Source organism: Streptomyces sp. NPDC042259 (assembly GCF_055582085.1).
On sequence record NZ_JBVJDW010000009.1, the window covers coordinates 121,271 to 133,429 of the forward strand.

The 12,159-nt window shown below is 71.2% G+C and carries 9 protein-coding genes; 2 read left to right on the plus strand and 7 right to left on the minus strand.

All coding sequences use genetic code 11. The features are described from left to right. Positions 1–212 precede the first annotated feature (212 nt). Both ACZ6MA_RS23445 and ACZ6MA_RS23450 read right to left on the minus strand, forming a co-directional pair. On the minus strand, positions 213–1,382 hold the full coding sequence (locus ACZ6MA_RS23445) for a P1 family peptidase (RefSeq protein WP_469435877.1): 1,170 nt from the start codon (positions 1,380–1,382) through the stop codon (positions 213–215). A gap of 31 nt (positions 1,383–1,413) precedes the next feature. Then, the gene (locus tag ACZ6MA_RS23450) at positions 1,414–2,610 is read right to left on the minus strand and encodes a low temperature requirement protein A (RefSeq protein ID WP_469435878.1); all 1,197 of its coding nucleotides are present in this window, start codon (positions 2,608–2,610) and stop codon (positions 1,414–1,416) included. A gap of 303 nt (positions 2,611–2,913) precedes the next feature. On the opposite strand from ACZ6MA_RS23450, the gene ACZ6MA_RS23455 reads away from it, so the two are divergent. Beyond that, positions 2,914–3,096, plus strand: a complete 183-nt coding sequence (locus ACZ6MA_RS23455) for a hypothetical protein (protein ID WP_469435879.1) — start codon at positions 2,914–2,916, stop codon at positions 3,094–3,096. Between the two features lie 30 nt (positions 3,097–3,126). Here ACZ6MA_RS23455 and mscL read toward each other — a convergent pair whose 3' ends face one another. From mscL to ACZ6MA_RS23480, 5 genes are all read right to left on the minus strand, one after another. Next, positions 3,127–3,606, minus strand: a complete 480-nt coding sequence (gene mscL / locus ACZ6MA_RS23460; protein ID WP_469435880.1) for a large conductance mechanosensitive channel protein MscL — start codon at positions 3,604–3,606, stop codon at positions 3,127–3,129. Between the two features lie 544 nt (positions 3,607–4,150). Continuing rightward, positions 4,151–5,005: an S-methyl-5'-thioadenosine phosphorylase gene (locus ACZ6MA_RS23465; RefSeq protein ID WP_469435881.1), complete on the minus strand. Its 855-nt coding sequence runs from the start codon at positions 5,003–5,005 to the stop codon at positions 4,151–4,153. A gap of 236 nt (positions 5,006–5,241) precedes the next feature. Beyond that, the gene (locus ACZ6MA_RS23470) at positions 5,242–5,583 is read right to left on the minus strand and encodes an FmdB family zinc ribbon protein (protein WP_469435882.1); all 342 of its coding nucleotides are present in this window, start codon (positions 5,581–5,583) and stop codon (positions 5,242–5,244) included. A 66-nt stretch (positions 5,584–5,649) separates the two neighbouring features. Continuing rightward, positions 5,650–6,927 (minus strand): MFS transporter, encoded by a 1,278-nt coding sequence (locus tag ACZ6MA_RS23475; RefSeq protein ID WP_469435883.1) that lies wholly within the window; start codon positions 6,925–6,927, stop codon positions 5,650–5,652. 324 nt (positions 6,928–7,251) lie between these two features. Next, the gene (locus ACZ6MA_RS23480) at positions 7,252–8,784 is read right to left on the minus strand and encodes a potassium/proton antiporter (RefSeq protein ID WP_469435884.1); all 1,533 of its coding nucleotides are present in this window, start codon (positions 8,782–8,784) and stop codon (positions 7,252–7,254) included. Between the two features lie 238 nt (positions 8,785–9,022). Between ACZ6MA_RS23480 and ACZ6MA_RS23485 the strand changes: the two genes are divergently transcribed. Next, positions 9,023–11,902 carry a penicillin acylase family protein gene (locus tag ACZ6MA_RS23485; RefSeq protein WP_469435885.1) on the plus strand — a complete coding sequence of 960 codons (2,880 nt, stop codon included), beginning with the start codon at positions 9,023–9,025 and terminating at the stop codon, positions 11,900–11,902. The last annotated feature ends 257 nt before the right edge of the window (positions 11,903–12,159 follow it).

The following is a 12,159-nucleotide window of genomic DNA, read 5'->3' on the forward strand; positions in this document are numbered from 1 at the left end:
CACCGGCCGTTTCGCAAAATCCCGCCTGGCCCGGGACGCCTGGCATCGGGGGCACGTCCCAGCGGTAGCCGGGGAAGCCCGCCGCGTTGTCGGGCCGCCCGAGTACGCCCGGTACGAGGGCGGCCCTCCGCCGTGCGATCGCACGCGCCAGACGCCCCGGGCCACGCCCCGCGGGCGTACGGCTCCTTTCCGGACCCGGCCCGGGCGCCCGCTCAGTCGCCGTACAGCTCGCGGTAGGAGGGGAAGACGCCGCCCGGGCCGTCCACCCCCTCCGCCGCGAGCACGGCCTTCACCACGGACCGGGTGAGGACGTCCGCGCCCGCCGCCAGGATCTCGTTGAGAACGCCGAGTTCCAGAACACCGCGCTCCACATCCCCCAGTTCCTGGGCGGCGCTCCCGGCGGTCATCGGCCGCTCACCCGTGGCCAGGGCGAACACCGTGTCACCGTCGGTCAGCAGGTGCACGGGCCGGACGGCGCGGGCCAGGCCGTCGTGGGAGGTGCCCGCCAGCTTCTGGGCCTGGGCACGGGTCAGCACGGCGTCCGTGGCGACGACGGCGATCGTGGTGTTGAGCGACGGCCGTACGGACGCGGCCGAGCGCTTCGCCGACTCCCGCCGCGCGGCCTCCAGGGCCCGCTGCGCGGCGGCGTGACGGTCCGGGGCCGGGTACTCGACCCGGCCCTCGAAGAGCCGCCCGTACAGCGCCCCCGTCAGCGGATCGGCCGCCGAGCCCACCGCGTTGACCACCGCCAGCGCCGCGACCGTCACCCCAGAAGGCAGCACCAGGCTCGCCGTGCCGACACCGCCCTTGAGGCCGCCGACCACCGCACCCGTGCCGGCGCCCACGTTGCCCTGCGCGACACGCGCCCCCGGCTCCGTACGGGCCGCCGCCTCGACGGCCTCCCGGCCGAGCGCCGCGTCGGGACGGGCCCGCCAGTCACCGCCGCGCCCCAGGTCGAACAGCGCCGCCGCGGGCACGACGGGCACCACCTGGGCGGGGTCCGGGCCGACACGGAAGCCCCGCCCCGCGTCCTCCAGCCAGCCCACCACCCCGGACGCGGCGTCCAGCCCGAAGGCGCTGCCGCCGGTGAGCACGACCGCCTCGACCCGCTGGACGAGATTGCGCGGGTCGAGCGCGTCGGTCTCCCGCGTCCCCGGCCCGCCGCCCCGCACGTCGACGGCCGCGACGGCGCCGCCCTCCTCGGTGAGCACCACGGTGGTCCCGGTCAGGGCCCCGCCGCCGGTGCGCCCCGCGTGCCCGACCCGCAACCCGGCCACATCGGTCAGGGCGTCCGACGGGCCGGGGCGTGGGCCGGCGCCGGGGGAGGCGAAGAAGAGGGCATCGGTGCTGCCGGCGGTCCGCGCGATCCGGTCGTCAGTCATGCGGCCATGCGTATCACGCGCCGAGCACCCGTCACCCCTCCCGTACCGGCCGCTCGTCGGCCGGATCCGCCCGCGCTGCCAGGGTGACGCCCACCGCGACCGTCAGGGCCGCCACCAGCCCGGTGAACAGCACCGCCGTCCGGCCCGCGCACGTACAGGCCAGCACGAGCACGGCCGAGACGGGCAGCGTCAACTGCTGGGCCAACCCCCGCTTGTGGTGCCGGGAATGGATCAGCCACACCGAGAACATGAACAACGCCGTGGGCACCGTGACCGCGCCGGCCGCCGCGAACGCCGAGATGTGCGCCTTGCCGACCGCCTCCTCGATCGCTACCTCGATGCCCGCCCCGATCGCCGCCGCCGACCCGAAGACCGGATAGTGCCCGTACCCCCAGGCGAACGCCTGCCGGTTGGAGGCCAGATGGAGATGGATGGGCACGGCGAAGTAGATCCAGTAGGCCGCGAAGATGATCAGCAGACCACCGCCCGCGAGCGGCAGCAGGGTGCCCAGCGCCTCGTCCTCGTCCAGGGCCGACTGGACGGCCACCGTGGACGCGAGGACCGTCTCGCCCAGCACGATGATCGTGAACAGCCCGTACCGTTCCGCGATGTGCCGCGGATGCCAGCCCGTCTGATACCGCCGCTCGGCGAACGCGGGCACCGCCATCTCGACGATCGCCATCCCCAGGAAAAGCCAGGGCTTAGCGCCGTCGGGCAGGAAAAGCACACCCAGCCAGCCGACCTGGCACAGACTCACCCCCGCCGCGTACCTCAGCGCCGTTCGCCGCTCCTCGCCTCCCGTCGAGTACGCGGCCCGCAGCCACTGGGTCACCAGCGCCAGCCGCATCACCAGGTAGCCGAACCACACCACCGCGAAGTCGCTGTCGTTGAAGGCCCGGGGGATACCCGCCGCCAGGATCAGCACCCCGGCCATCTGGACCAGCGTCACCACGCGATACGGAACGTCGTCCGTGTCGTACGCGGAGGAAAACCAGGTGAAATTCACCCAAGCCCACCAAATGGCGAAAAACATCATCAGGTAGCCCGGAATGCCCGTGCCGGGGTGCCCCTCGGCGAGCGCGTGCACCAGCTGCCTGCCCGCCTGGGCCACCGCGGCCACGAAGCACAGGTCGAAGAACAGCTCCAGCGGGGTCGCGGCCCGGTGCGCCTCTTCGCGGCCGCGCGCTGCCATGCGGCGCAGCACGGAGGCGGGTGGGTGCCCGGTCATTGTCGGCGCTCCGCGGGGGCCGGGCTTCCGTCGCGCCTGTACGGGGTGAGTGTGGGCGGTTTCATATGGTTCATGCGGAGATTGTCACCGGTGGTGGCCGTTGCCGCCTCTTGCCGGGCCGGCGGATGTTTGGCTGGCGGCCGGTTTCGCCGCCTGCGGCGGCTGAGCGCCCTGCGGGCGCGTCCTCAAGCGCCGGACGGGCTTGATTTGGCTGGGCTCGGCCGTCAGCTGCGCCTCCGCGCCGCCGATCGCCTCGCCCGTCCGGCGATGAGACGAGCGTCAGCGCGAACGTACCCTGGAGGCATGAGTACTGCTCCCGAGCCCGCTGCCGAGTCGCGTAAGCCTGCTGCCCTGATCTTTGACGACCCGCTGTCGCAGCAGTCTTCGGACGATACCGACCGCGGCTGGGGCGACCGGCCGAGTGGTGGTGACAGTGCGGGTGACCTGGCCCGGTTCCTGGACGAGAAGCCGCCTCACCACATCTGACGCCCGGCCGCCCGGCGGGCGGGCCCGTCTTTATCGCTGGACCGGTACGGACTCCGGGGCCGGGCCGCGGCGCTGTTCGACGAGCGCGTCCCGGATCTGCTCGAGCAGCTCGATCTCCGTCACCTGCACCGGGGTGGCCGTCGCCGGGGCCTTGGCGGCCTGGCGGTCCTGCCAGCGCTTCATCGGCAGCAGCATGAGGAAGTAGACGACCGCGGCGGTGATCAGGAACGTCAGCGCGGCGCTGAGCACCGAGCCCCACTGGATGAAGACCCCGCTGGTCACCTCGCCGGCCTTGTTCATGGCGCAGGGGCCCTTGAGGCAGGACGCGTAGCTGGTGAGGTCCTTGGTGCCGAAGGCGCCGACGATCGGGTTGATGACCCCCTTGACCACCGAGTTCACGATGTTGGTGAACGCCGCGCCGATGACAACGGCGACCGCGAGGTCTACCACGTTGCCCCGCATCAGGAAGGCCTTGAATCCCCCAAGGACCCCTGTCTTCTTCTCGCTCACCGAAAAGCCTCTCTCTGTACACACTCGTGGCGGAATGGTTGGTTCCATAACCTACGAGAGAGTCTGGCAGTCCTGTCCAATCCGTGGGTTCGATCAGGCGAACCGGAGCTGCGTCAGGGCGGGGGCGCACAGGATCACCGCCCCGGCGGCGGCCACGATCCCGGCGCCCAGCAGCCGCCTTCGGCGCCGCCCGGCCCGGCCCGTCCGGCGCCGCCCGCGCCCCACCCGCACTGGCGCGAAGTGCGGGACCCCACGCGTCGGCGGCGGCGTATAGGCGTACGCCCACGAAGCCGGTGACGGCGCGGAGACCGAAGGCCGTGGGGGAGGGGCGGGTGACGAGGGAGACGAAGACGAGGGAGACGAAGGGGACAGCGGGAGAGGGGCGAAAGAGGACACGGGCGACCACCGCCTGCCGTGAGGAGCACCAACCGGACGCTCCCCACGATCCCCGCAATTTCCCGGGCCCGCTGAGGCCTGTGGACTACCGCCCGGTTGTGGACAACCCCGTCACCCCCGCGAGGCCTCCCGCCCGCCCCCGCACCCCCTACGGCAGGGCGATCCCCAGGTCCCAGCCCTCGTGCACCCGGGTGCACAGGCAGGTCCGTCCGTCCGTCTCCGGCAGGGCGCAGACCGCCGCGAAGATCACCTCACGCAGCCGGCCCACGTTCTCGGCGAAGACCCGCATCACCTCCGCGTGCGACACCCCGTCGCCCGTCTCGGCCCCGGCGTCCAGGTCCGTGACCAGCGCCATCGAGGTGTAGCAGAGCTCCAGCTCACGCGCGAGCACCGCTTCCGGGTGCCCGGTCATGCCGACCACCGACCAGCCCTGGGCGGCGTGCCAGCGGGATTCGGCCCGGGTCGAGAAGCGCGGCCCCTCGACGACGACCATCGTTCCGCCGTCCACCACCGGCCCCCAGCCGTGCCCGCGCGCCACCGCGAGCGCCACCGCGCGGCCCGTGGGGCAGTAGGGGTCCGCGAAGGTCGTGTGCACCACGTGGGGGACCGATCCGTCGGGCAGCGGTTCCCCGTCGAAGAAGGACTGCCGACGGCTCTTGGTGCGGTCCACCAGCTGGTCCGGTACGAGCAGGGTCCCCGGCCCGTACTCCGGCCGCAGCCCGCCCACAGCGCAGGGGGCCAGCACCTGCCGTACGCCGAGGGAGCGCAGGGCCCACAGGTTGGCCCGGTAGTTGATGCGGTGCGGCGGCAGACGGTGGTCCCGTCCGTGCCGGGGCAGGAAGGCGACCTTCCGCCCGGCCAGCTCGCCGACGAAGAGCGAGTCGCTCGGATCCCCGTAGGGGGTCTCGACCGAGACCTCGGTCACGTCGTCGAGGAAGGAGTAGAACCCCGACCCACCGATCACACCTATGTCCGCCCGCGTCGCGCCGCTCGTGTCGATCATGAGCCCACCCTAGGCCGTGTCCGGCGGATCATGTGGGCGGACGCTGCGGCCCGTGGCGCCCGCACCACCGGCGATTGAGGACGCGCCCGCAGGGCGCTCGCCGCCGCAGGCGGCAAAGGCGGCCGGTAGCCGAAGATCCGCCGGACACGGCCCACGCGAACGGCCCGCCGCCTCGGTGTGAGGCGGCGGGCCGTGTCGTGCGCGGGGATCCGCGCGAAGTGCTGCGGAAGGCTGCGTCAGGCGGCCGAAGAGCTGCTGCTCGACGAGGCCGGAGCCGACGCGGTGCTCGTGGAGGTGCTGCTCGCGCCCGACCCGGAGGCCGAGGTCGAGCTCGTCGACGAGGACGAGTCCGAGCCGCTCTTGGCGGTCGTGGACTTCGCCGGGCTGCTGCTGGACGACGCGCCACGGCTGTCGTTCCGGTAGAAGCCGGAGCCCTTGAAGACGATGCCGACGGCGGAGAACACCTTCTTCAGGCGTCCGTCGCAGCTCGGGCACACGGTCAGGGCGTCATCGGTGAATTTCTGCACCGCCTCGAGGCCCTCGCCGCACTCGGTGCACTGGTACTGATACGTCGGCACTTGCTCCTCCTGGCACTCTCACTCGATGAGTGCTAACGACGATCCATAGTGCAGTATTCCGGCGCGTCAGTCCACCGAAACAGGCTCGCGGTGACCCACCCCACGTGCGGCGATCCGCGACTCGCCCTTCGGGGTGAGCGCCTTGCGCAGGGTGAGCAGGACCGCGAGGGCCAGTGCCGTACCGGCCAGCGGCACCAGGAAACCGGTGCTCGCGGAGTGTCCGTCGATCAGCTTGCCGCCGATGCTGGCACCGGCCGCCTGGCCGAGACCCACCGCGCCGGTCAGCCAGGTGAACGCCTCCGTGCGGGCCGTCGGCGGCACCAGCGACTCCACCAGCGTGTAGCCGGTGATCAGGGCCGGGGCGATGCACAGGCCGACGAGCAGGCCGAACCCGCCCAGCACCGGCAGCGCGTGCGCCGCCCACAGCGGGGTGGTGGCCAGGACCAGCAGCGGATAGGCGACCAGCAGTCGGCGCTGGGGGGTGACCTTCCAGGCGACGGCACCGCAGACGAGACCGGCGATCATGTTTCCGGCCGCGAACGTGCCGTACAGCAGACCGTTCAGACCCGGCTCGCCCATCTCCTTGGTGAAGGCCGTCATCGACACCTGCATGCCGCCGAAGACGGAACCGATGCCGAGGAAGGAGATCGCGAGGACGCGCACACCCGGCACGGACAGCGCCGACGCGCTCTTGACCGCCGGGCCGCCCGCAGAGCGGCTCGGCTCCGGCTGGGTGCGCCGCTGGGCGGCGAACAGCAGACCGCCGACGAGGGTGAGCGCCGCCTCGGTGATCAGACCGGCCGCCGGGTGGACGCCCGTGCACAGCGCGGTGGCCAGCACCGGGCCGATCACGAACGTGAACTCGTCGGTGACCGACTCGAAGGCCGCCGCCGTGGACATCAGCGGCGAGCCGTCGAGCTTCGCGGCCCAGCGGGCCCGCACCATGGGGCCGATCTGCGGGGTCGAGGCACCGGCGGGCACGGCCGCGGCGAACAGCGCCCACAGCGGCGCGTCCGCCAGCGCCAGCGTGATCAGCAGCGAGATCGCCGCGGCGTGCACGACGACACCGGGCACCAGCACCCGGCCCTGGCCGAAGCGGTCCGCGAGCTTGCCGCTCTGCGGGGCGAAGAGCGCCATGGAGACGCCCGCGGTCGCCGAGACGGCGCCCGCGATGCCGTACGAGTCCGTGGTGTGCTCGACCAGCAGCAGGATGCCGATGGTCAGCATCGCGAACGGCTGCCGGGCCAGGAAGCCGGGGAGCAGGAACGTCCAGGCACCGGGGGTGCGCAACAGCTGGCCGTATCCGGGGCGCGCCTCGGTGCGGTCGTTGACCGTGGATGCCACGGCCGGGCCTTTCCGCCGCCTGGTAGCGCACTCCCCACGGCATGGCCGTCACGGAGTGCGCCGAGAGCTGTCCTCTCGCGCAGGACCGTGGTAGATGCCGTGCCGGCCGCCTGGTGACGCGCGACCGCGGCCGCCGTGCGGTCGCGCCAGCCCTGCATCAGGCAGAGTTGGTTCGGTTTGGGGATATGGGATGCGGAAGTGGTGATCCAGCTCAGGAGAACGGTGATCCGGCCCAGGAGAACAGGGCGCGGTTCAGCCGCTCACTCAGGCGCCGCGCAGGTAATCCCGTAGGCAACACTGAGCAAACCGAGTCAATTGAATGCACTACTTCCCCCTTATCGTACCTGTAGCACCCAGCCATCCCGCAAGCTTTCCGCCCTCGGAGACCGCCCGCAGCCGCTTCTCGGCGGCGTCGCGCACCGGGTCGGTGGCGACCACCAGCAGCTCGTCGCCGTGCCGCAGCACGGTCGTGGGGGCCGGGACGAAGCTGGAGCCGTCCCGTACGACCAGCGTGACGGCGGCCCCGGGGGGCAGCCGCAGCTCCCCGACCTCCACGCCGTGCATCTTCGAGCCGTCGGGGATCGCCACGGACAGCAGATGGCCGCGCAGCCGCTCCAGCGGCGCGGACTCGATGCCCAGGTCCTCCGGCTCGGTCTCGCGCAGCCGCAGATGCCGCGCGAGCCAGGGCAGCGTCGGGCCCTGTACGAGGGTGTAGACGATCACCAGCACGAAGACGATGTTGAAGATCCGGCGGCTGTCGGGGACGGCGGCCACCATGGGGATGGTGGCCAGCACGATGGGCACGGCCCCGCGCAGCCCGGCCCAGGACAGCAGGGTCTTCTCCTGCCAGGTCATCCGGAAGGGCGCGGTCCCGAGGAAGACCGACAGCGGCCGCGCCACCATCGTCAGCACCAGTCCGACCACGAGCGCCGGGACGATGTCGTCGCCCAGCTCGTGCGGGGTGACCAGCAGACCGAGCAGGACGAACATGCCGATCTGCGCTATCCAGCCGAGCCCCTCGGCGAAGCCGCGGGTGGCGGGCCAGTGCGGCAGCTTGGCGTTGCCGAGGACGAGGGCCGCGAGATAGACGGCGAGGAAGCCCGAGCCGTGCGCGAGCGCGCCGCCCGCGTAGGCGACGGTGGCGATGGCCATCACGGCGATCGGGTAGAGGCCGGAGGCGGGCAGGGCCACGTGCCGCAGTCCGTAGGCGCCGAGCATGCCGATCGCGATGCCGACGGCCGCGCCGATCGCGAGCTCCAGGGCGATCTCGCCGATGAGCAGATACCAGTGGTCGACCGGGCCCGCGGCCGAGAAGGCGACGACGAGGATGACGACCGGGGCGTCGTTGAAGCCGGACTCGGCTTCCAGGACACCGGTCAGCCGGGACGGGAGCGGAACGTTTCGCAATACGGAAAAAACGGCCGCGGCGTCCGTCGAGGAGACCACGGCGCCGATGATCAGGGCCTGTCGCCACTCGACGCCGGCCAGATAGTGCGCGGCGGCCGCGGTGACGCCGACGCTCAGGGCCACGCCCACGGTGGAGAGCGCCGCCGCGGCGGGCAGCGCGGGTTTGATCTCGTGCCACTTCGTGCCGAGACCGCCCTCGGCGAGGATCACGACAAGTGCGGCATAACCGATGATCTGGGTCAGGCCGACGTCGTTGAAGGAGACGCCGATGCCGTCCTGGCCTATCGCGACGCCTATGCCGAGGTAGATGAGCAGGCTGGGAAGCCCGCTGCGGGAGGAGACCCGGACCGCCGCCACCGCGATGAGCAGGACGAGCGAGCAGATCAGCAGGAGTTCGTTGAGGTGGTGGACAGTCAGGGGCCAGGTCCCTTCACGAGGTCTTTCAGGCACTATCGACCGGAACGTTCTGTCGTCCGATCAGAACTTCATTTCCTAATCTAATCTTTTACGGGTTCTTGACGCGAGCTCGTGACGGCGGTGACCGTGCCATGACCCTTCGACGGGGGCGGGACGGCCGGGCCGCGGCCGTTTCCGGGGGCTGGTGGTGACACCGCGTCCGGTCGCCCGGTGCCCTGCGCCTATGGTTGCTCCAGCACCAGGACACCACCCTGCCCCTCTAAGGACAGCGATGCCCGCCAACAAGACCGGCCCTTCCGGCAAGAAGAAGACCGGTAAGAAGAAAGGCCGACGCGCCCGGCTGCTCGTGCTCACTCTCGTGCTGCTGATCGTGGCGGGCGTCGGCTTCGGCGCGTACTGGAGCGTCAGTACCGTCCGCGCCTCCTTCCCGGAGACGAACGGCACCCTGCAGCTCAAGGGCCTGTCCGCCGAGGTGAAGGTCCAGCGCGACGGGAACGGCATCCCGCAGGTCTACGCGGACAACGCCGACGACCTCTTCCGCGCCCAGGGCTTCGTGCAGGCGCAGGACCGCTTCTGGGAGATGGACGTCCGCCGGCACCTGACCGCGGGCCGTCTCTCCGAGATGTTCGGCTCGGGGCAGGTGGAGACCGACGCCTTCCTGCGGACCATGGGCTGGCGGAAGGTCGCACAGGAGGAGTACGACACCAAGCTCTCGGCGACCGCCAAGAAATACCTCCAGGCGTACTCCGACGGTGTCAACGCCTACCTCAAGGACCGCAAGGGCAAGTCGCTGTCCGTGGAGTACGCGGCCCTGGAGTTCGAGAACGACTACCGGCCCGAGAAGTGGACCCCGGTCGACTCGGTGGCCTGGCTCAAGGCCATGGCCTGGGACCTCCGCGGCAACATGGAGGACGAGATCGACCGCTCGCTCGCCGCGACGCGGCTGAGCCCCCAGCAGATCGAACAGCTGTACCCGGCCTACCCGTACAACCGGAACAAGCCGATCGTCGAGGGCGGCGCGGTCGACCCCGCCACCAAGCAGTTCGATCCCAAGGGCACCCCGGCCGCCCCGCAGAGCGGTGCGGGCCGGACGCCCGCCGGCTCGGGTGCCGCGGCCGGCGGTCTGCGCACCGGACTGAGTTCGCTGTCCAACACCCTCGACAAGATCCCGGCGCTGCTCGGCCCGAGCGGCAACGGCATCGGCTCGAACTCGTGGGTCGTCTCCGGCCGCTACACCACCACCGGCAAGCCGCTGCTCGCCAACGACCCGCACCTCGCACCGCAGATGCCCTCGCTCTGGTACCAGATGGGCCTGCACTGCAACAAGGTCGGCCCCGCGTGCCCGTTCGACGTGGCGGGCTACACCTTCTCCGGTCTGCCGGGCGTCGTCATCGGCCACAACCAGGACATCGCCTGGGGCATGACCAACCTCGGCGCCGACGTCTCCGACCTCTACCTGGAGAAGGTCACCGCCAACAGCTACCTCTACGACGGCAAGCAGGTCCCCTTCACCGTCCGCAAGGAGACCATCAAGGTCGCGGGCGGCAAGTCCCGGGACTTCACCGTCCGCTCCACCAACAACGGCCCGATCGTCTCCGACCGCAACGACGAGCTGGTCAAGGTCGGTCAGAGCGCCCCGGTCAAGGACCCCGCGCCCGACCGCGCCGACGGCTACGCGATCGCGCTGCGCTGGACGGCCCTCGACGCCGGCAAGACCATGGACGCCGTCTTCGGGATCAACGCGGCCACCGACTGGAAGTCCTTCCGCAAGGCCGCCGCCGACTTCGAGGTGCCCTCGCAGAACCTGATCTACGCCGACACCAAGGGCAACATCGGCTACCAGGCGCCGGGCCGGATCCCGGTCCGCGGCAAGGCCGCCGCCAAGGGTGACGGCACCACCGGCCCGAACGCGGAGAACGGCGGCACCGCCGCGAACCCCGAGGGCGGCACCGCCGCGAACGCCGACGCCAAGGCCGCCGTGCCCGACGGGCGCTACCCCGCGCCCGGCTGGGACCCCGCCTACCGCTGGACCGGCTGGATCCCGCAGGGCGAGCTGCCCTGGGACTTCAACCCCAAGCGCGGCTACATCGTCACCGCCAACCAGGCGGTCGTCGACAAGAAGTACCCCTACCCCCTCACCGGCGACTGGGGCTACGGCGCCCGCAGCCAGCGGATCAACGACCTCATCCAGTCGAAGATCAAGGACGGCGGGAAGATCTCGACGGATGACATGCAGAAGATGCAGATGGACAACACCAGCGAGATCGCCAAGCTGCTGACGCCCTACCTGCTCAAGATCGACGTCAAGGGCTCCAACGAACGCGAGACGAAGTACGTCCGCGAGGCGCAGAAGCTCCTGAAGGACTGGGACTACACCCAGGAGGCCGACTCCGCCGCCGCCGCGTACTTCAACGCGGTGTGGCGCAACACCCTCAAGCTCGCCTTCGGCAACAAGCTCCCCAAGGAGCTGCGCGTCAAGGGCCAGTGCCTGCGGGTCCGTCCGGCCAACGACTCCGGGCCGCAGGAGGACCTCGACGGCAACTCCCGGCTCGTCCAGGAGTGCGGCGAGCGCGACCCGGACAGCGCACAGCCCGACGGCGGCGACCGCTGGTTCGAGGTCGTCCGCTCCATCCTGGACAAGCCGAACGACGACTGGTGGAAGACCAGCGGCACCCGCGCCAACCGCGGCGCCGGCAACCGCGACGAGCTGCTCCAGCGCGCCATGAAGGACGCCCGCTGGGAGCTGACCTCCAAGCTCGGCAAGGACGTCAACTCCTGGAGCTGGGGCCGGCTGCACCAGCTGACGCTCAAGAACCAGACGCTCGGCAAGGAAGGCCCCGGCATCATCCGCTGGATGCTCAACCGGGGCCCCTGGAACCTGGCCGGCGGCGAGGCCGCGGTCAACGCGGCCGGCTGGAACGCGGCGGGCGGCTACGACGTGATCTGGGTGCCGTCGATGCGGATGGTCGTCAACCTCGGGGACCTCGACAAGTCCCGCTGGATCAACCTCACCGGCGCCTCCGGGCACGCCTACAACGCCCACTACTACGACCAGACCGACAAGTGGGCCAAGGGCGAGCTGCTCCCCTGGTCCTACAGCGCGGAGGCCGTGAAGGAAGCCACGGACGACACGCTGACGCTGAAGCCGTAGCGGCGTTCCGCCGCCCTTGGCGGGTGCACCTCCGCTGCGCGGCGGTGTCCTCAATCGCCGGACGGGCTGGTTTTGGCTGACCTCAGCCGATTCCAGCCCGTCCGGCGTTTGAGGACGCGCCCGAAGGGCGCTAGGCCGCCGCAGGCGGCGAGACGGGCCGGTGGCCGAAGATCCGGCCGGAGGCTGTCGCACCACCGCTGCGCGGCGGTTGTCCTCAATCGCCGGACCGGCTGGTTTTTGGCTGGGCTTGGCTGCCA

Bases quoted from the DNA above. Each gene is read 5' to 3' on its own strand.
- ACZ6MA_RS23445 (WP_469435877.1), bottom strand. From the start codon at position 1,382: ATGACTGACGACCGGATCGCGCGGACCGCCGGCAGCACCGATGCCCTC.
- ACZ6MA_RS23450 (WP_469435878.1), bottom strand. From the start codon at position 2,610: ATGACCGGGCACCCACCCGCCTCCGTGCTGCGCCGCATGGCAGCGCGC.
- ACZ6MA_RS23455 (WP_469435879.1), top strand. From the start codon at position 2,914: ATGAGTACTGCTCCCGAGCCCGCTGCCGAGTCGCGTAAGCCTGCTGCC.
- ACZ6MA_RS23465 (WP_469435881.1), bottom strand. From the start codon at position 5,005: ATGATCGACACGAGCGGCGCGACGCGGGCGGACATAGGTGTGATCGGT.
- ACZ6MA_RS23485 (WP_469435885.1), top strand. From the start codon at position 9,023: ATGCCCGCCAACAAGACCGGCCCTTCCGGCAAGAAGAAGACCGGTAAG.